The 20,018-nt window shown below is 58.4% G+C and carries 15 protein-coding genes and 4 pseudogenes; 11 read left to right on the top strand and 8 right to left on the bottom strand.

Going from position 1 to position 20,018, the window contains the following annotated elements; translation table 11 throughout:
* The first annotated feature begins 1,165 nt into the window (after window positions 1-1,165).
* On the top strand, window positions 1,166-2,236 hold the full coding sequence (locus tag G6P99_RS10835; protein ID WP_165128121.1) for a cytochrome-c peroxidase: 1,071 nt from the start codon (window positions 1,166-1,168) through the stop codon (window positions 2,234-2,236).
* Between the two features lie 627 nt (window positions 2,237-2,863).
* On the opposite strand, the pseudogene G6P99_RS10830 reads toward G6P99_RS10835, so the two are convergent.
* A pseudogene (locus tag G6P99_RS10830) lies at window positions 2,864-5,198 on the bottom strand (DPP IV N-terminal domain-containing protein).
* A 957-nt stretch (window positions 5,199-6,155) separates the two neighbouring features.
* Between G6P99_RS10830 and G6P99_RS10825 the strand changes: the two are divergent.
* The 6 genes and pseudogenes from G6P99_RS10825 (at window position 6,156) to G6P99_RS10795 (ending at window position 10,076) form a co-directional block, all read left to right on the top strand.
* A complete protein-coding gene (locus G6P99_RS10825; RefSeq protein ID WP_156928932.1) occupies window positions 6,156-6,320 on the top strand; it encodes a hypothetical protein in 165 nt (54 codons plus the stop codon).
* Window positions 6,321-6,678: 358 nt separating this feature from the next.
* Window positions 6,679-7,875 carry a molybdenum ABC transporter ATP-binding protein gene (gene modC / locus G6P99_RS10820; protein ID WP_165128119.1) on the top strand — a complete coding sequence of 399 codons (1,197 nt, stop codon included), beginning with the start codon at window positions 6,679-6,681 and terminating at the stop codon, window positions 7,873-7,875.
* Window positions 7,859-8,301: pseudogene (locus G6P99_RS10815) on the top strand (DUF2478 domain-containing protein). The gene modC and the pseudogene G6P99_RS10815 overlap by 17 nt, the downstream one beginning before the upstream one ends.
* Window positions 8,261-8,524: a DUF2478 domain-containing protein gene (locus G6P99_RS10805; RefSeq protein WP_246709855.1), complete on the top strand. Its 264-nt coding sequence runs from the start codon at window positions 8,261-8,263 to the stop codon at window positions 8,522-8,524. Before G6P99_RS10815 ends, G6P99_RS10805 begins: the two are co-directional and overlap by 41 nt.
* Before the next feature lie 490 nt (window positions 8,525-9,014).
* The gene (locus G6P99_RS10800) at window positions 9,015-9,569 is read left to right on the top strand and encodes a peroxiredoxin (RefSeq protein WP_029084294.1); all 555 of its coding nucleotides are present in this window, start codon (window positions 9,015-9,017) and stop codon (window positions 9,567-9,569) included.
* A 6-nt stretch (window positions 9,570-9,575) separates the two neighbouring features.
* Window positions 9,576-10,076, top strand: a pseudogene (locus G6P99_RS10795) (carboxymuconolactone decarboxylase family protein).
* Between the two features lie 245 nt (window positions 10,077-10,321).
* Here the strand turns inward: G6P99_RS10795 and G6P99_RS10790 are convergent.
* The 7 genes from G6P99_RS10790 to nifH form a co-directional block, all read right to left on the bottom strand.
* On the bottom strand, window positions 10,322-10,618 hold the full coding sequence (locus tag G6P99_RS10790; RefSeq protein WP_029084293.1) for a ferredoxin family protein: 297 nt from the start codon (window positions 10,616-10,618) through the stop codon (window positions 10,322-10,324).
* A gap of 39 nt (window positions 10,619-10,657) precedes the next feature.
* Entirely contained in the window at window positions 10,658-11,965 is a 1,308-nt protein-coding gene (locus G6P99_RS10785; RefSeq protein ID WP_029084292.1) for an FAD-dependent oxidoreductase, read from the bottom strand.
* Window positions 11,966-11,976: 11 nt separating this feature from the next.
* Window positions 11,977-13,086 carry an electron transfer flavoprotein subunit alpha/FixB family protein gene (locus G6P99_RS10780; protein ID WP_029084291.1) on the bottom strand — a complete coding sequence of 370 codons (1,110 nt, stop codon included), beginning with the start codon at window positions 13,084-13,086 and terminating at the stop codon, window positions 11,977-11,979.
* A gap of 551 nt (window positions 13,087-13,637) precedes the next feature.
* Entirely contained in the window at window positions 13,638-13,763 is a 126-nt protein-coding gene (locus tag G6P99_RS10775) for a hypothetical protein (protein WP_256375202.1), read from the bottom strand.
* A gap of 308 nt (window positions 13,764-14,071) precedes the next feature.
* Complete coding sequence (nifW, locus tag G6P99_RS10770; protein WP_029084289.1) at window positions 14,072-14,413, bottom strand: nitrogenase stabilizing/protective protein NifW; 342 nt, start codon at window positions 14,411-14,413, stop codon at window positions 14,072-14,074.
* A 375-nt stretch (window positions 14,414-14,788) separates the two neighbouring features.
* The gene (locus G6P99_RS10765) at window positions 14,789-15,505 is read right to left on the bottom strand and encodes a nitrogen fixation protein NifQ (RefSeq protein ID WP_245284874.1); all 717 of its coding nucleotides are present in this window, start codon (window positions 15,503-15,505) and stop codon (window positions 14,789-14,791) included.
* Between the two features lie 144 nt (window positions 15,506-15,649).
* A complete protein-coding gene (gene nifH, locus G6P99_RS10760) occupies window positions 15,650-16,534 on the bottom strand; it encodes a nitrogenase iron protein (RefSeq protein ID WP_029084287.1) in 885 nt (294 codons plus the stop codon).
* Between the two features lie 873 nt (window positions 16,535-17,407).
* Between nifH and G6P99_RS10755 the strand changes: the two genes are divergently transcribed.
* From G6P99_RS10755 to tnpB, 4 genes and pseudogenes are all read left to right on the top strand, one after another.
* Window positions 17,408-17,767 carry an ArsC/Spx/MgsR family protein gene (locus tag G6P99_RS10755; RefSeq protein ID WP_051346674.1) on the top strand — a complete coding sequence of 120 codons (360 nt, stop codon included), beginning with the start codon at window positions 17,408-17,410 and terminating at the stop codon, window positions 17,765-17,767.
* 459 nt (window positions 17,768-18,226) lie between these two features.
* Window positions 18,227-18,976, top strand: coding sequence for an OmpW/AlkL family protein (locus tag G6P99_RS10750; RefSeq protein WP_029084285.1), 750 nt, complete (start codon window positions 18,227-18,229; stop codon window positions 18,974-18,976).
* 323 nt (window positions 18,977-19,299) lie between these two features.
* Window positions 19,300-19,473 (top strand): annotated as a pseudogene (locus G6P99_RS10745) (transposase); the annotation flags it as partial.
* 170 nt (window positions 19,474-19,643) lie between these two features.
* Window positions 19,644-19,988 (top strand): IS66 family insertion sequence element accessory protein TnpB, encoded by a 345-nt coding sequence (gene tnpB, locus G6P99_RS10740; protein ID WP_165125830.1) that lies wholly within the window; start codon window positions 19,644-19,646, stop codon window positions 19,986-19,988.
* Window positions 19,989-20,018 lie beyond the last annotated feature (30 nt).

The following is a 20,018-nucleotide window of genomic DNA, read 5'->3' as shown; positions in this document are numbered from 1 at the left end:
ATTCGATACGCAAGCTTTTGAAATTGTCCTTCAGACAAAACATGGCCGCGTCTATATCTCCACGTCCTGTGAAGTGATCACAGAAGCGCATCACATCTGGTCTGCAAGACGTCAAGACCTCCTCTGACCTCAGATCCCGAGCGCGGGCGTTCCCTGTACACCACGTGGCCGCAATCGCAATCGCTGCAAGGCCGGCTAGATAGCGAAGCGCCCGGTAAGCCCAACTCGTTAGTGGCTCCCGATTCAACAAGAACTCCCTAAGCTGCATGTCCTTCACTATTGTTCTTTGCGCCACGCGCAACACATGGAAGAAGGCCACTGCAACGGTAGCAGCGGTCCTGCTATTGCGGACCCGGCTTTGCAACACTTGCGAGTCATTGTTGCAGCAGCGCTATAGAATTGTTGCGGGCCACAGAACAATAGAGATTGGCAATTGCAGATCCCGCAGCCCGTTCTGGATCTTGAGACATTCGCGATGTTATCCTTACTAATATTCCGTTCTGCAAGGGCGTCCGATCCTCCTTAGCAAGGCCTACACCTACAACCTGACGCTACGGTCGATTCAAGCACTTTGATCGTCGAGCCACTGTCACAACGTTCTTGGCTGGAATATCTATAGCTTGACGTGAGCGAGTAATGCGCACTCCACGCGGCAGCGCGCACGAAAACGCCATTTGATGTCGGCCGATGATCGCGGCCCACCGTTGATAGCGCAGCGTATTATTGAAGGCGTCGCAAGGGCACAGCGGATCCATCGAATCGATCGCCCGATTGCGTCAAAGCTACTCGTTTTGTTCGGCGTCTGACCAATGTCTTGAAACCTGCACGGTCGAAGAACGCCGGACCGACAGCGCACGACCTGAGCACACAGGTTCGAAGCGTAGACCAGAACTCCTTTGGTCGGGGCTAGTGGTTGTCGGTCTGTGACGGGCGCCCGATTCAGCAGATTCAAGCGGCCTTCTGCTATTGCTAGTCTGCAATTGCTTGAGACCGATCAGCGGCTTAGACCTTAAGCTCCACTGGCACGGCGGTTGCTACTCCGGCGACGGCGGATGAGTCCTGGTATGCAGTCTAGCCGCAACACGAGCCGGGCGAGACGAGCAGGCTCGCATACCCCACCCCGATGTTCGAAATACCGGCAAAGGCGACGAGAGTGAGGCTTAGTATGAGGAAATCAGCGGTACGCGAGCTTTACATGGTGGGCACGCTATATGTCTTGGCCGCTGGGGTCCTGGCTTCGTCGGCGGCAGGCGCCGATAATGATTTGATGAACGCCGCGAGGCGGATTTTCAGGCCGATCCCCTCAATCGTTCCCGCGGTCAAGGACAACCCCATCACCCACGAAAAGGTCACACTCGGCAAGACTCTCTTCTTCGATCCGAGGTTATCTGCGAGCGAGGTCATTAGCTGCAATACATGTCATAACCTTGGAACCGGCGGAGTGGATGCTGGCCCGACATCGGTTGGGCATCGCTGGCAGCTGGGTTCACGTCGCGCACCAACAGTCTACAACGCCGTCTTCAATGTGGCGCAGTTCTGGGATGGTCGAGCGGCAGACCTCAAGGCGCAGGCCGAAGGTCCCGTCCAGGCTAGCATCGAAATGAATGCGACGCCCGCTCACGTGGTCGACACATTGAATTCAATGGCCGAGTATATCGTTATGTTCAGTAAGGCGTTCCCCAGCGATGCAACGCCGGTTACCTTTGAAAATTTCGCCAAGGCCATCGAGGCTTTCGAGGCCACCTTGATCACGCCCGCCGCCCCTTTTGATCAGTACCTCGAGGGTGATGCGTATGCCCTTAGCGATCGGCAGAAAGCGGGATTAAAGCTGTTTATCGAAAAGGGATGCTCGTCTTGCCACAATGGTATCAACGTCGGTGGGCAGGATTACTTCGCTTTCGGTGCGGTGGAGCGGCCCGCCGCAAGCCTACTGCCGAGAAACGACAAGGGCCGTTTCGCCGTCACCAAGATGCCCAGCGACGAGTATGTTTTCCGCTCTGCGCCGTTGCGCAACGTCGCATTGCGGCCCCCCTACTTTCATTCCGGCCAGGTTTGGAGCCTCAAAGAAGCGGTTGGCGTAATGAGTGAGAGTCAACTCGGCGCGAAGCTTAGCGATACAGAAAAAGATGACATCGTGGCATTTCTGAATTCACTCACCGGGCAGCTGCCTAAGATCGATTATCCGATATTGCCCACGCGTACCGACACAACGCCTAAGCCCTCCGTGCACAAATAGAGCCATCACCGCAGCAGAACCAGGCGTTTGTCGCGCAGGAATGCGGTTCGCTGCGGCGAAGTGAAAAGGTGTCTCAAGCTGGAGCTCGCTCACACTCTGGACAGCAAAAAGCAATCCGGCTCCGAGTTCCTACGGGTGCCATCGGCTTTGCCATAGAAGCAAACATTGCCCGAGCGTGCCGTGAGCTCTTATATCTCTCCTTCCATCAGCCCCCCTCGCCTGACCTGGCAAGCGCGAATGACCAGATCGTCAAAGCGCTTCAGGCAATCGTTCCGACGATGGGTGAAACGTCATCGATCCCGGATCGTGACCGAACTTGCAGCTTGATACAAGGCCGACAAGACGGATTTAGCTCCGATTATGGTGCACACGATCCGGGTCGCGAACAGCTCGCCCGTCAGTTCCTTTCGACTGTTATTTGTCGCGAGGACCAAGCACGATGTCGCGCAGCTTCGCGATGCTCGCCGTCGCGCGAGCGGCCTTCGTGCTCCTGATTGGGGAGCGCAACTGATGCGGCCCTCGTCAATCCGTCCTCGATCGTCGGTGTCAGAAAGGTGCCGCGCGCCGATCCGGATTGAAGCAGGTATTGCCGGGTATAGCGCTGTTAGACGGACTCGCGATGGGTCTTCAGCCATCATGGCCTGATTTGCTCTTCGGCCGCTCGATTGAGCTGGCGTTCCAGTTCGGCGGTGTTTGCTCGAGAATGTTGCGGACGAAGAAATCCAAGAGCTTGAGCTGCGCATAACGGCCGGGAACTCCATGATCTGCACCGGGCACATAAAGCATGTCGAAGTATTTTCCCGCCTTAATGAGCCGATCCGCAAGCTGGAAGGTGGCGGACGGATCAACATTGCGGTCCATTTCGCCGACAATGAGCAGCAGCTTGCCCTCTAACCTGTGGGCATTATCGATGGCGGAGGACTGCGAATATTCGATCCCGACCGGCCAGCCCATCCACTGTTCGTTCCACCAGATCTTGTCCAGCCGGTTGTCGTAGCAGCCACTGTTTGCGACCGCGCACCTTGTAGAAATCGGGATGGAAAAGCAACGCGCTAGCCGCGTTCTGCCCGCCAGCGGACCCGCCAAAAATGCCGACGTTGGCGACATCGTACCAAGAATACTTCGCGCTCGCCGCCTTGTGCCATAGGATCCGGTCGGGAAGGCCCGCGTCTTTCAGATTTTTCCAAGCAATGTCATGGAACGCGCGCGAGCGATGATTCGTACCCATGCCGTCGATCTGAACAACGATAAAGCCGAGCTGCGTGAGCGGCTCAAACGATGCCGAGAAGGATTTGGGAACAAAGGAACCTGTCGGACCTGCATAGATATGCTCCACCACGCGGTATCTTTTGTTTCGATCGAAATCAACGGGCAGATGAATGACGCCCCATATGTCCGTCTCGCCGTCGCGCCCCTTGGCGTTGAAACTGACGGGTGGCTGCCAGCCAGCGGCGATGAGCTCGGCAATCTCGGCGCTCTCAACCTGCATCAATTCGGTATTATCACTGGCGCGGTACAGCACCATGCGGGGCGGAACATCAATGCGAGACCAAAGGTCGACATAGTAGCGACCGTTAGGCGAGAATTCGATGTGATGATTTGCCGGCTCAGGTGTGAGCGCCGTGAGTCCTTTCCCATCAAAGTCAATGCGATAGGCATGGACGAAATAGGGATCTTCGCCGGGGTGCATTCCGCTCGCGCCAAACCAGATCTGACGCTTGATCGGATCAATATGATACACCGCGCGGACCACCCAATCACCTCTGGTGATCTGGTTTTGGAGCTCGCCTGTCCGGCCATTGAATAAATAGAGATGCTCGTTACCATCGCGCTCCGAGGCCCAGATGATCTCCATCCCATCATCGATGTCGTAGCGGAACGTTTTTCCAGTATTCACCTGGTCCATCACCAATGGCTGGTAGTCGACGAATGTCTTGCTCACCTCATCAATCAGCGAGCGCACTTGACCTGTGGCGGCGTCGACCTCGATCAGACGATAGAGCTGGTGCCCACGCTGATTAAACTCGAAGGTGAATCCCCGACCGTCTTTCCACCACTGGACCGCCGAAGGACTGTACGGATTTTGGAATGCGGCACCATCGATTGCAATCGCGCGTCGGCTCGCGACGTCAAACAGCACGGGCTGGAGTAGTGTGATGGCATCGCCCGGCTTAGGATACGTCATCGTGGAATGCTTGGGTTCGAGCTGGTCCGCCGGCGAGGATTCGAGGTAATGGACCTCCCGCTGGAGACCCGGACGGACTCGGTAGGCAGCCAGGTGAGTTGAGGCTGGAGACCAGCTTAGCGTGAAGAGAGCATAATAGTCGGCCTGGGACCCGTCCCAGGTCAACTGGATGTCCTGCAAGCCATCCTGGCTGCGCAGGTAGAGGTTATAGTTTCGAATGTAGGCCAGCCATTTTCCGTCAGGCGAGGCGCTTGTCCTGTCAGGATCGTTCTCTGCCAGTGGCGTGTCGTCATAGGGGCTCCGCTGGCTGTCGCCCGGTTGCATTGCAGCACCTGTGCAGGCATCGCTGACAAGATCGCAGCTCCAACGCAGATGCTCGATATTGAAGGTAATCTTGGCACCCTTGTCGGCCAGCTCGAAATGGTCGAAAGGAAGATTCTCTGGCCTATAGTGCTTGTGGCTCGCCCTGTTCAGTGCCGTCGCGAGGCGGGCTTGATCAAACGCCGGCTGCCTTACCCCTCTGCCGGCATCAACGAAAATGAACTGCTGCTTGCCTCGCGTTGTCCGGCGGTAGACGAGCGCGTCGCCCTCGCCGAGCCAGAACAGCACGTCAGGGACATTGACAGTAAGCCGGGCATAGCGGTCCTCTGTTGTGAGCGCCCGCTCGTAATCGGATTGTGCAAGCGGCGCATTCACGATGTCCTCTGGCAGGCTCTGCGCTGCCTTGCATTCTTGCTGGGCCAACAGCGCCACCGTTACGGCAAGAACTTTGTACATTCTCATTCACCGCTCCCAATTGTAGGCTGAAGTCAATCTGAGTGACTTCCCGATTGATATGCCATTTCCGGTGGACACAGCTGTTTCCTTCGTCGTGCCCTTGATTCTTTAGTGACGCCTGCACTTAGCCTCTGGTAAGAACAGAACCGTTCGGCGTTCTGATGGACATTGGCGGCTCGCCAGAGCTGCAAGCGCCTCAAACAATCCACCACATCGCATATCGCCGCGCGAACACGCGATCCGCCTGTGATTGCTGCAGCACCGACATTACAGTGTTCCCTCCACGCCGCTTATCGCGTGCAGACTCTATGCCAACGAGTAGTGCACCTCCGCGTTCTTTTGATTACGATATCGTCACACGACAAGATCGGTCATTGTTGAAACAAGGCGCCAGTCTGAGGAGCACAAAACGCATGCAGCGTCGGCCAGCTGTAGCGACCAATGTCCGGAATGCCATTGCGAATGGGAGGTATTTGTCGCGCCCGTTGCCGAATCACTCAAACAAGTCGCCTCAGGATTTCGGGAAGCGCGGACTACGCTGACCGTAGGATCGCGATAGATCAACCCGATGAGAACTTACCCGATCAGCTGTGGAGGCAACCGGGGATATCCATCATAGATCGTTAACCGGATCGGGCGACGAATTGGATAATCTAAGCTTTTGCATCAAGAGCGATCGTCACGACCGTGCGGTCACCAACCCATTTCTCGACGCAAAGCCCGCAGCATCTACAGCTTTTGATTTCGTCTATCCTGCATGGCCGGTTGGCGACGCGAACGTCTGAAACCCAACGATACAATGCGGCCATTCCACACACTGTGCTCCGACCGATGCGAGTTCACGATGAGCCGAGCAGGCCGCGCACCCTATTTTTGAACGGCACGCGGATTGCTGGGTGAGGAGCAAGGGGCTGCCGCGTCGAAAGCTCCTCGCGGCGAACCACCCTCGGAGTCCCAATGAGGCTTATCCGATTGATCCTGGTCGATCTGAGTTTGATGCTGCTTGCGCCGCAAAAAGCGGAAGCCATCAATATCGGCGCTGGCGCACATTTTATTTCGGCTATCAACGCTGTGGTGCCATTGGATTGCCAGCCGCGAGGCAGTATTGAACTGGCGCGATAGCCCACGCCTCCACAGCGAAACGACGCAAGCCGTGCCATTTCAACGATTGGATAATCTCCGTCCGGCCAACCCGGCTACGAATTGCGCGACACTGGAACCCCACCTTACCTGTGTCATCGGCAAGCGCGCGCGGGAGCGTTCGATTGCCGCGATGTTCGATGGCGCGGAGACGCATAAGATGCCGGCTGTCGTAACACCGTCAATCTGCAATCCAGCGGCCGCACCTTGTGGCCTCCCCGGGGGCGGAGACGCCGCGCTGGAACCAAACAGACTGGATTGTCGGCGGCATGGTGATCATCTCCCTTGCGGCCATTCCGCCCGTGACCGTGATTGATCGCTACAGCAGAGGTGCAGGCAAGTGAGAGACGCAAAACCTGGCCGTATCGAAGTCGCCTTCAACGGCTCTCTCGCAAGAGTCCCCCTAGATGCACAATTCAGCGTACCAGCCAAAGGTGTCACGGCCGTTTTCGGTCCCCCTGGGTGCGGCAAGACCACGCTCGCGCGCTGCATCGCCGGCTTTCAGCGTCTACCGAGCGGATTCTGCGCGATCGATGGCGAGATTTGGCAGGACGAGACCACGTTTCGGCCGCCCCATCTGCGTCCCGTCACGTATGTATTCCACCGACCGGTCCTTTTTTCCCATTTATCCGTCAAGCGTACCCTTTTGTATAACGCGAAACAATCCAAGCCAGCACTGATCGACTTTGATGATGTTGTCGAATTGCTCGACTTGGCGTCACTGCTTGACAGTTCGCCATCACACCTTTCGGGCGCCGAGCGACAGCGGCTTGCCCTTGGCAGCGCGCTGTTGGCCCAACCCCGGCTACTTTTGCTGGATGACCCGCTCATTTTGCTCGACCGCCCCGCCAAGCGCGAGATTATGCCATTTCTCGAGCGCATACGTGAACAGCTCACGTTGCCGATGATCTATATCAGCCATGACATGGCTGACATCGAGCGCTTTGCTGATCATCTCGTCATGATGAAAAATGGCGTTGTGACTGCGGTCGGTCCCCTGCATGCCATGCAGAGCAATCCAGCGCTTGCCGGGCGCGGCGAAGCGGCGGTCTGCATCGACACCGTAGTCGGCGGCTATGACGGGCGCTATGGGCTGATCATCCTCCGCCTCAAAGGTGCGCGTCTGTTGATACCTGGACCGCCCTTAAGACCAGGCGCGCAGCTCCGGCTGCGCATCGCAGCCAGCGACGTCAGCATCGCGCGCGAGGCCCCGCGCGCAAGTTCCATGCTCAATATCTTTCCGGCACGCATCAAGGCCTCTCTGCCGTTCGACGAAGCTGAGGTCACGTTGGTTCTGGCTCTCGAAACTGGCCGTTCGGGCGTGCCACTTTTGGCCCGCATCACACGCCGCTCCTTTGATGAACTAGGGCTTAGCAATGGAACGGACGTATTCGCCGAGGTCGCGCGAGCCTTGCCGGCCGCGCTCCCCGAGCGGTTGCTCATAACGCCTTCCACACCGGCAGGAGAAGTTCGACAGGTAAGTGTCGACGCGAGAAACAAACAGAAATCGGACCACGGCCATGATCGGCAACCTTGAAGAAATCGATCCGAATGCTGTGGCTGCGATTTTCTACCGGCCGAAAGACGACGTCGACAGGTTGCTCGCCGATTTCGTTCAGGATCTTGCGCGGCAAGCCGTACGCGTCAGCCGCATCGTCCAGCGTCGCTTCTGGGCCACAAACGGTACGCACCTATGCTTGCAGTGGACGTTGCGACGGGGCAAGAGATCTCGATTTACCAGTCACTCGGCAGCGGAGCTACGTCCTGTAATCTAAATACGACTGGACTTGCCGAAGCCGAAGCTGTCGTTTCCCGGGCGCTTTGCGACAAGGTCGATCTCCTGGTGATCAGCAAATTTGCCAGACAAGAAGCCGTTGGCCACGGCCTGCGCCGCCGAATTCACAGAGGCCATCACCCGCGGTGTGCCACTCTTGACGGCCGTTCCAAGAACATGTCTTGCTGATTGGCGAACTTTCGCTGGGGACATTGGTAGGTTGCTACTAGTGTCGAGGAATGGTGGCGCGATATCTCCATCCCGCCAGCGCGCCGCCCGGGCGGTTAGTCGCGGCTGCGGCCATTTGGGCGCTATGATACCGGACAGCTTGATGACGTATGTGTGTAGTTCGGATATGTTGACCCCGAAATCACCCGTCGGGCTGCTTCGCCGACAACGAAAGCAAGCTTAGCTCCGGCGTCCGCCCTACATTGTGAGCCACCGTGATGCTCTGTGAACGTGCTGATTGCGGACCCTGATCGGCAAGAAGCCGCACTTCGACAAGCTGCGCGCGTGCTTTACCCGGTCGACGCTAGCATCACCCCCTCAGTCGGTTTTGCAGTGCCTGTCGATCGAAGACGGATCGTCGAAGTTCAGGTCCGATTGCCGTCTTTGCTGCAGTCGTCGAACCCGGACCGTGCACTGGCTGCGGATCTTCAGAACCGCGGCAACCCAATCGCCACATAGCATGGCCCTAACCGATACTCCAAGCGACGCGAACATCGCGCATCCGCAAAGCATGATTGAAAGCGAGAGTGAGATTCAATCGAAACGTGGATCAAATGCACGCAGCCACGTCACTAGTTGGCGTCGTTTCAGCAATCGGGTCTTGAGAACGGATGGCATATAGCTTGCTTCACCGGTGAGGCACGATCATTATAAAACAAACTCGTGAGGACAGCATGCTCGGAATTGGAAATCAGTTGCCGCCGTTCGAAGTCACAGGCGTGAAGCCCGGCTTTCAAGTGCAAGAAGAAGAAGGACAGAGTGCGTTCGAGACGCTGACAGAAACAAGCTTTCCAGAAAAGTGGAAGATCATCTTCTTTTATCCCAAGGACTTTACGTTCGTCTGCCCAACCGAAATCGCCGAGTTTGGCCGGCTGTCCAAGGAATTCGCCGACCGCGATGCGATCGTACTGGGCGGTTCAACCGACAACGAGTTCTGCAAGCTCGCCTGGCGACGCTCACATGTCGACCTTCACAACCTACCGATCTGGCAGTTTGCCGACACGAAGGGGGCCCTGGTCGATGGCCTTGGCGTGCGTTCACCCGAGGGTGTCGCCTATCGCTACACCTTTATCGTTGACCCCGACAACACAATCCAACACGTCTATGCGACTAATCTCAATGTCGGGCGCAGCCCAAAGGACACACTCCGCGTTCTGGACGCGCTGCAAACCGACGAGCTCTGTCCCTGCAACCGCGAAGTCGGCGGCGAAACCCTGAAGGTTGCATGAGGCCCCATGTCGTCGATCGAGCAATTGCACGAGAAGATTCCCGATTGTGCCAAGGACGTCAGGCTCAATCTGACGTCCTTGGTGGCCGATGAGACGCTCTCGCCGCAGCGACAATATGGCCTGATGCTCGCGACCGCGATTGCCACCCGCAATGCGGCCCTTGTTGCCGCGATGGAATCGGCTGCGGCCGCCGTGATGACGCCTGAGGCAATCGCCGCCGCGAAATCCGCCGCTTCTGTGATGGCAATGAACAACGCTTACTACCGCTTCGTTCACCTTGTCTCCAACACCATGCAACCACGGCTGCGCATGAACGTGATCGGCAATCCCGGAGCGGTCGTTGGCGGTCTCGGCTATAAACGGCTGCGGTGCCTGTATTGACGCCCACGAGAAGACGCTGCGGGCCGCTGGCGTGAGTTCCGAAGCCATCAGACCGCCGTGCGCTTTGCCGCGATCGTGCAGTCAGTGGCAGTTGCTATCGAGGCCGCAGGGTCTACTCCCCCTTAGGCGACCGGCTGATTCCTCCCTTTCCACCGGTTCGACACCTTTGTGGCGCAGTTCAGTGGCGCCACAACCATTCCTACGCGCATCCCGAGTGATCGTGATATCCCGATGCAATGTCTGTCTTGTGGGGTGTCCTCTCGAGGTGCGCGCCTCGTTCGAACTTGAACCCGTGCAGAGAGGCGGAATGCGCAACTGTGGCGGCGAGATCCTCCTTTACATGGCGATCATACTGCTGTGTTCGTTCACTCTCAGCCAAACTTGAACAACACCCCATACCCGCCGCGCGGATGGCTCCATTGGATGTCGCCGGTGGGCTCGGCGATCACGCGGCAGGTGCCGCACTCGATGCAACCATCGACGGTTACCTCAACCTGTCCATTGTCGTTGAGTTCGTAGCATCGTGCGGGGCAGACTTTCAAGAGCGCAAGCAGTTCCGCCGACGGCGTTGTGTGCGCGCGTACCTTGACGTGGGGGTGACCGATGTCGACAAGATATCGGTTGTAATACAGCTTGTCTTCGACGCGCACCGAGGGCTCGACATTCATGCTTTGACCTTCCATTGCTGAACCTCACACTATTGGCGGTCAGCGCCAGGCGCGAGCAAAGCGAGACGCATCGCCGATCAGGCCCCTCCATGACCGCGCCTTGACAAAGGATTTCAGGGTCGCCTTCTCCTTCTCAAGCTTCGGCGTCCCATCGACGCGCACAAAGTTCTGCATCGCCTTGGAGATGAGCTGCGGATAGGTAAGAAAGAAGTTTTGCGAATGGGTGTGCATCAGCATGGGCAAGTCCTTGTACTTCTTGAGATCCTTGATCACGAAGGAATCGGCTAGCATCTTCCTGTAGAGCGACAGATTTTTCGCCGTCATGGGCTCGCGGCGCGACTTCATCTCGGCGATTGCTTCCGCCGCGATGCGGCCTGAGGTCATCGCAAGATTGGAACCCTCACGATGGATGGCGTTGTTGAGCTGCGCCGCGTCCCCCACCACTACCCACCCATCACCGTAGAGCTGCGGGATTGCCTTGTAGCCGCCTTCGGGAATGAGATGCGCCGCATACTCCTTGATTTCAGAACCTGCGATCAGCGGTGCCACGGACGGATGCTGCTTGAAATGATCGAGCATGCCGTAGGGTGTCTGGCCGGTGCGCTGGAAATCGGCGACGAGACAGCCGATGCCGACCGAAATGCATTCCTTGTTGGCATAGACGAAACCCATTCCGGTCATGCCGCGAGAAATGGTTCCGGCCGCCTCGATCACGACGCCCTCATCGCCCTTAAGATTGAAACGTGCCTCGATGGTTTCGCGAGGCAAAAAGTGCATTTCCTTCACCGCGAGCGCGACGTTATTGGGTGTCGGCCGCGCGCGCAGGCCAGCGCGCGTCCCGAGCAGTCCATTGACACCCTCGGCCAGCACGACAACGTCGGCATGTATTTCGCCGCCGCCGCGATCTGTACGAACTCCCACAACCCTCTCACGGTCGTCTCGCACGAGCTCGGTGACTGTCGTCTCGCACAACACGGTCGCCCCGGCCTCCCGCACCTTCGACGAAAACCACTTGTCAAATGGCGCGCGTATGATCGTGTAGCGGTTCGGCCGCTCCTCGTTGAAGTCATCCGAGCGGTAGTGCATGCCGACGTGGGAGCGATCGTCCAGTAGCCAGAACCGCTGTTCGACCAGATGACGCTCGAGCGGCGCTTCCTCACGAAACTCGGGGATCAGCCTCTCCATCATATCCGCATAGAGGATCGCGCCCTGCACATTCTTCGATCCGGGGTACTCGCCCCGCTCGAGCTGCAGCACCTTCAGGCCGCGCTTGGCCATGGTCAAGGCCGCCGCATTGCCTGCCATACCCGCTCCGACCACGATCGCATCGAACCTCTCCTCAATCATCATTGTCTCCTCTAGACTGCGATCCGAGCACGGGAATTCGGCAAAAGCCGCGCCCGAAACGCAGCTGTCAGCGCCGGTAGCAGATGCAGGGCGTCACTGACGATCGCGACATGGGCGAAGTCGAAGATCGGCGCGTTCTTGTCGGTATTGATGGCGACGATCAGATCCGCCCCCTCCACACCGACCCTGTGCTGGATCGCGCCGGAAATTCCGGCAGCAATATAGAGCTTTGGCCGGATGGTCTTGCCGGTTTGGCCGATCTGCCGGTCAGACGTAACCCATCCTTTTTGCACCAGAGGACGCGAGCAGCCATACTCGGCGCCAAGCAGAGTTGCGAGCTCGCGCACCAGCCGAAAATTGTCAGGCGACCCCAGCCCCAAGCCGCCGGCAACCACGACATCGGCGTAGGCCAAATTGGACGTTTCCGAATCGCGATCGGGGATGAAGGAGAGCACTTTCGTGACGATATCGTCTTCAACGAGGCCAAGTGGGTGGATAATGATACGAGCGGCATCGCGTACCACACGCTCTGGCATCGGCATGACGCGCGGGCGAACGGTTGCCATCTGCGGACGATAATTCAAGGTATAGATCGTGCAGAGCAGCGAGCCGCCAAAGGTCGGACGCGTCGCTGCAAGCGAACCATCGGTGTCGACGTCGAGCGCGGTACAGTCGGCAGTGAGCCCTGTCGACAAGGTCGTCGCCACGGAACCTGCGAGATCGCGACCGAGTGTCGTCGCACCCAATAGCAGAATCTCCGGCTTGTAGGTGTTGACGAGTTCGGTTAGCGCTTTGGTATAGGACTCGTTGCGATAATCTGACAGGACATTGTCACTCACGAGATAAGCCAGATCTGCGCCATAGCAAAAGGATTCAAGCGCGGCGTTACGCGTGGGCTGTCCCTCCGGGCCGATAACGACCGCAGCTAGATTCACCTTCAGCCTGTCGGCGAGCCTGCGCCCCGCACCCATCAGCTCCCAGGATACCGGATGCACCTGGCCGCGCTCCTGCTCGACGAAGACCCAGACATGCCTATATGCTTTAAAGTGCTCCGGCAGTTCCTTTTTCGCTGCCGCTCGGCCGCCAGCCGCCAGCGTGCTCGTTTTTATGACATTGCTCATGCTCTAGATCCTCTCAAAATAACGCGCGCACGCACCACAGGATTGCTTTCTACTTCGCTCAACGGAAGATCACTTTTGGTCAGTGCCTGGCCGGCCGCTCGTCCGTTCGGCGCGCCCCACCATCGCGGCGAGACGCGCCGCCGCGGTAGACGTAGCGGACGGGCGAGACTTCGCAGAGATGCTCGACCTTGGTTCCTTGCGCGCTCCCTTCGACGAGCGCCACCGCGGCGGCCAGGCCGCCGCGGTCAATCTGACCGGCCGCTGCCAACCTTGGGTCAGTCAGTCCGGTGATCGCGCAATACCGGCGTCTCGCTTTCGGCCCCGCGCTCCGCGTTGACTCTGACGGCCAGAGGGATCTGGCCACCGCTCCTGTCACGCAATCCCTGCCCTGCCTCCGGCGCCGACAACTCATAAGAGCCGACGTTGGCCCCGTTTCTTGACGCATCTTGCCATCGGCCATGGAGCGGATGCGGATCTGCGCATGATCGGAGGCCTGCGCGATGCGGACGACCATGTGCATACCCGCTCCGGGCGTAGCGTGGACGGGTGACTTACCCATTGACCACCATCTCGCGGTCCATGCCGGCTTCGGTCGCGTCAAAGGCTATTTCGAACGGCATTGGGGTGAGCCATAAGATCATGCCGCAGCGCTCGGCGGATAGTAGAAGCGACGTCATAGGTCCTCCTTCAAATCTCATCTCGGACGGCCACCATCTGTCGGCATCGAAGACGGGATCGGCAGAACAACAGCAAGTGTCGTACCAGTCGCAAGAACCATGGAGTTTCGCGCGAAGGCAACGTCTTGGAAGACACTTAAAATGGCCCCTGACACCGCGGGCACGAGCAAAGCTCAGACATGGGTCGGGAATGCGACAGCGCGGCTCGCGTCAGGCTGCAGAGGGGTTGATTTGAATGAAGACGAAGGCTGTACAAGACACCGTCACCCGGCCAGGTGGGACAAACCACACCGCAGTGGAGCACGAAATCACTTCAGCGCACTCAACGGGACAAACGCCACCGACTTGTTAGGGTCTGCGACGGCTTCCTTTAAGACCTTGAACACTCGCTGCTCGATCGGTGACGATGCCACGAAATCGGCATAGGCGTGCTCCAGCAACGCTTTGCACCGAGCTCTGATCTCCGGCTCTGCGGCACCGGCGAACTGCTCCTTGGCAAAATATTGTCCCATGCGCTTTAGGATATGAAGGCGCGCAACATTGACGATTTTCGGCTCGTAATCGACGCCTAGCAGCGAAAAGAACTCTTCCGCCGACGAGGCCTTGCTGAGCCGATCCAGGATCCCGGCTGGCGAGCATGAGTTGCTCATTGCAAAAATCTCCCTTGGCTTAGTTCGTCGACGTTCGGCGAGTTGTGGCAGCACCTACGATCCTGCTGCAGGCCTTAGCTCGCACGGCTGCTCTCCACGGCCAAAGCCTGGCCCTGGAAAGCTGCGTCCACAATACCGCGGCCCACGGGCTCGCCGGTGACGACTCAGCACCGATGAAAAGACGCCTCACCTTGCTTGTTGCCATGCTCAATTCGAACGCGACTGCAGAGCGCCGGGATACAGGACCTGTCGCGGAGCGCTTGGGCGCGGCATCGCCTTGGATACATGATGGGCTCGCGTTGTAGTGGCGCTAGCCAGCCCCCCCTCTCCGAACCGCCAAATCCGGACGAGGCGTTCGAAGATTCCTGTGGCAACTCAGATGGGCCAGTCGCCGCGGACAACCGGGCGAGCCGCCTGCAACAGAAAGTCGCGCCGGCGCTCGGCCAACCGGCTCTCGCCGCTTTCCTCGCCGAAGCAGAGGCTGAAGTCGTTACATTGCGTACAGACGGGCGTCGTGCACATTACGAGGCCTTCATCCTCGCACAGCGTACGGTAGAAAAAGCGCTTCCAGCGCATATTGTTGATATTGCGCGCGGCGAGCGGCGCGAAGTGGCGGCTGAGCAGCCGAGAGAGTTCGGCACGATTGCGTAATCCCAAGCCTTCCCACAGGTGGTCCGGCTCAATGGCGCGGCGCGCGATCATCGCGGCCAGCCAGCGACCGATATGTCCTTCCGTCGAGCGCTGCTTGAGCAAAAGATCGCGCACCATTGCGATCTCGTCGTTCTCATCGCACTCGACCGACAGGAGCCGCTCCACGAGCTTGACCCCTACCGAGGGAAAGTGCTGCTCCAGCAAGGCCGCTAGCTCGTGGCCGGACAGGCCCGCCTTCTCGGGAAGAGGGCCACCATCCATCGAGGCAACCGCCAGAATAGACGCCAGGACATGGCAATCGAAATTACTGTCAGTGGCAATGTCGGCATCTTCAGGAGGCACACCGGTGAGCAGACGGTAGGTTGCAATTCCTCTGTGCATCCGGCTGCTCGCATCAACGGCACAAGCAGCCACAAAAGGAAGAAAGTGCGCTTCGGACATGAATCGATGGATTCCACGATCTGGTTTGCTCTGCCCCATCCTGATCTTGGTCACGGTCGTTCGTCAGAATGCCGGTCTCCCGGATGGGGAGGTGAGGAGACCGGCATCCGTCGCGCGCCTTCACAAGGCCGCGACTCGCGACCTTTACGAGGCCGCGAGCTCGGCGGCGGTCTTGCCGACGATGGATTCGTCGACAGGCTTCATAATACCATGCTCCATCAGCATGTCCTCGAGCTCGTCCATGGAGATCGGGGTCGGAATGATGCCCTTGCCGCCATTGTTGTGAACCTTTTTCGCGAGATTGCGATAATGATCGGCCTGCTGCGACTCGGGCGCATACTCCAGCACCGTCATGCGGCGTAACTCGGCATGCTGCACCACATTGTCGCGCGGCACGAAGTAGATCAGCTGAGTGCCTAGCTTCTTGGCCAGAGCCTCCGCCAGTTCCAGCTCCTTATCGGTTTGCCGCTCGTTGCAGATCAGGCCGCCCAGCCGCACGCCGCCGGAATTGGCGTATTTCAGGATGCCCTTGGAGATGTTGTTTGCGGCATACATCGCCATCATTTCCCCGGACATGACGATGTAGATCTCCTGGGCCTTGTTCTCGCGGATTGGCATCGCAAAGCCTCCGCAAACGACGTCCCCGAGCACGTCGTAAGAGACGTAGTCAATGTTCTCATAGGCGCCGTTCTCCTCCAGGAAGTTGATCGAGGTGATGACGCCGCGGCCGGCGCAGCCGACCCCTGGCTCAGGACCGCCGGACTCCACGCAGCGGATGTCCTTGTAGCCGACCTTCATCACGTCCTCGAGCTCGAGGTCCTCCACGCTGCCGGCGCTCGCTGCAAGGCTCAAAATCGTGTCCTGCGCCTTGGCATGCAGGATCAGGCGGGTCGAATCCGCCTTAGGGTCGCACCCTACGATCAAGATTTTCTGACCCATCTCGGCCAGCGCCGCCAGCGTGTTCTGTGAAGTGGTCGACTTGCCGATACCACCCTTTCCGTAGAACGCGATTTGTCTCAGTGAAGACATATTGCTCTCCATCAACCGATTTGCCAAAGTTCCGCGCTTCGTACGCGCCAGCTTGTTCTCGTTCAGAAACGGGGCACACGGGTTCAAGGGAAGGAGCGCATCGCTCGTCTTAAGCGTCGGCGTGCACTCAGCCCTCACTCAGTGTTGCTACCGCTCATTAGCAACCACCATGCCAACGCCTGTCCGCGCACATTAAGCTTCTGATTACGTTTTGAAAACCGCCAGCGAGCCGATGCGTGATCCTGGCTGTTTTGGACCTGACAGGATCTGCGCAGCTGTAAGGAAACCAACAAGTGGCCAGAACCAATCAACCGGAAAAGCCGGTCTGGCGCGCTTGTCCGATGCATCATGTGTGGAACGGACCTTGCTACTCTTCTTGCAAGCCCCTTGTCGACGATCGGAGGAGAGTGAGGATGTCGGCGGCGAAACCTTGCAGGTAGTGTTTCGCCGGTGGTGTTCGATCTGCCGCGCGACCTGCAATTCAATGCAGCATGAACCAGATCGGGGCGCACGAGCTTACCGCCCAAGACGCCTTTCAAGCGTCACCCATGGGTTGACGCCAAATGCACTCCTGCTCGGTGCCTTCTTTCCGAGACCGAAAGGAGCTCATCGATGAGTTAGCGGCTCAATTTCAAAATGTCCGGATCTTGGTCGTTTGCAAACGCCCGAGGAGGCCAAGTCGGTCGGCGGCATGAGCCGCGGCAGGTGGTAAAGCCGCTGACCTTGGGGATGGTTCTCAAAAAAGGTCGAATGCACTCTGGAACGCGGCGGTCGCCGGCCCGATCGTTCAGCGCGCCGTACCTACATAAGGAGCAGGCCACGGCGACAATTATCTTTTATCAAAAACCCGGCTGCGACACCAATGCGTATCAAATGCAGGCGCTGAAGGCCGCTGGCCATGACGTGATAGCCAAGAACATCTTGAAGGAGCGATGGACTGCCGAGGATTTACGCCTCTTCTTCGGCAATAAGCCGATCGCATCCTGGTTCAACCGAGCCGCGCCTCGTATCAAGTCGGGCGATATCAATCCCGACGAAATCGACGCGGCGAGCGCGCTCGCGTTGATGCTGCGCGATCCGCTCCTGATCCGACGCCCGCTGATCAACGCCGACGGTGCAAGATACGCCGGATTCGATGACGAGCCCGTATTGTCGATGCTTGGCCAGAAGACGCAAGATGATCTCGAGAGATGTCCGCACGAAGGAAAAGCCCCAGGCTGTCTCCAGATGTAATGAGATGATGAATGCTATCGTGCGGAAACTGACGCGAAGAGCGACGTTGTCGCCTTCCGAACCCTTCAGGGACCGCCGACACGCTTTTCGCCGACAAGCAAGTGTGAGTGGCTCGTCTGTAACACAGCGGAGCCCATGTTGCGCTCCGTGTGAACACAACCCTTTCGCGCTCACGGTGTGTAAGAGGCCGCTGCAGCTAGACCGCCTCCATCGCCCCATGACTCATCTGGCTTGGATCAGATCGATAAGATGATAACCAGTTCCTAGTAGAGTTCGGCTCAGACAGAATATTGAGTCGAATATCGATGAACAGGCGCCACGACGCTTCCCGGCCGTGGTGCTTATGCAACTTGGCTGCTTAATTGCGCTACGGCCGTAGCCATTTTGATCGGCATCAAATCCTTCTCCATCCGCAATGTGTGACAGAGGTTCTCGCGCGACTCTTCGCGCGGACTTGGAATGGAGAACTTGATGAAAGCAAGAACCCTTCTGACGACGGCATCGCTGCTCACGCTCGCGGCCTCGTTCAGTTCCGTCAGCATCTCGGTACAGGCTGCAGATCTGGCGCCGGCACCGGTCTATTACAAATCGCCCCCGATCGCCCCCTTCAATCCGTGGATGATCCGCCTGCGCGTGCTCAGCGTCTTGCCGGACAGCGCAGCCAGCTCGGTCAACGTCGCGGGAGCCCCGCCGCTGTCGTCACCAAGTTCCGGCCTGTCGATCAGCGATCGAGTGATACCGGAGCTCGACATCACCTATTTCTTCACAACAAACATTGCCGCCGAACTCATTCTCGGCGTGGCCAGCCATCACATCAGCGGTAGCGGCACGCTCAACGGGCTCGATGTTGGAAAGGCCTGGCTATTGCCTCCGACACTGACGCTGCAATATCACTTCACCGATTTCGGGCCGCTCAAGCCCTATATCGGCGCGGGCATCAACTACACCGCATTCTTCAACCAATCAGCAGCCAATACGCCGCTCGCGGGGCTTGCGGTGGCGGATTTGCGCATCAGCAACCAGTTTGGCGCCGCGGTCCAATTCGGCTTCGATTACATGCTTGACCGTCACTGGGGCCTCAACTTCGACGTGAAGAAGTTGTGGCTGCGGCCGGATTACTCGGCGACCGTAAACAATGCGATAGCCGTCACTGGCCGCGCCAATATCGACCCATGGCTCGTCAGCGGCGGAATCACGTACAAGTTCTGACGATAGCACAAGCTCCAGGGAAGAGATCGGCTTGTTCAGATGCGAGCGAGACGGCGAGTTTAAGGTGCACCGTCTCGCCAGCGCCGGACTGCACGCGCAACAATGCTCGCTCTGTGAGCTACGAATTGATGGCATGAAGTGGCGGAGCGCCTGCATCACTAATAGTGATCGACTAGATTCAGCTCCCTGCCTCCTTGCACGCTGGTAAGCGGCAAAGAAACCCCGTCTGGCGGAGTGGTAAGCGATCGGCTATCGGCTGCTGAGTTTGTGAGCCGATGTGAGCTTCTATGTCTGCGCCTAGTTCTGGAACTAGAACCTTCCATATGATCGAAGCGGTCGCCGACCGTCTTGAGGGAGCGCCGCGGCAGCTTCGCCGACGCTGGTCGGACGAGTTCAAGGCGCAAATTGTGACAGAGGCGCTGGAGCCTGGCGCGAGCGTCTCGGCGATCGCCCGCCGGATCGGCATTCACCCGTCGCAGCTGTTCGCTTGGCGCCGTGATGCTCGGGCCGAGCGGCATTATCGCTCGCGGCACTCGAGTTGCGAGGGCGTGGTGGCGTCTGTGGCAGGCACAGTGATTGAGATTGCCATTGGCGAGGTCGTCGTGCGTGCCGGCGTGGACGTCGACGAGGCGCACTTGCAGCGAGTGATCCGGGCGGTGCGTTCGGCATGATTCCCTCGGGCGTGAAGGTGTTCCTCGCCAGCCATCCAGTCGACTTCCGCAAGGGTATCGATGGCCTGGTTGCGCTTGTGCGCGATGCGGGCTCAGATCCGTTCGACGGTGCGCTTTATGTCTTCCGGGCCAAAAGAGCCGACAGAATAAAGATCGTATGGTGGGATGGCTCCGGCGTGTGCCTCTATTTAAAACGTCTCGAAAAGGCGAAGTTCTGCTGGCCGCGGATCGGGCATCATCGGGTGCAGATGAATCCTGCGCAGTTGATGGCACTGGTGGATGGAATGGACTGGAAGCGGGTCCGGACCGTGGCGGTCAAGCCGCCGGAGATTGTTGGGTAAAAGCGCTGCGGCGAAGTGAATCAGTGAGCT

This window comes from Bradyrhizobium sp. 6(2017) (assembly GCF_011058295.2).
Lineage (GTDB): Bacteria > Pseudomonadota > Alphaproteobacteria > Rhizobiales > Xanthobacteraceae > Bradyrhizobium > Bradyrhizobium septentrionale.
This window is presented reverse-complemented; position numbering and strand designations above follow the sequence as displayed.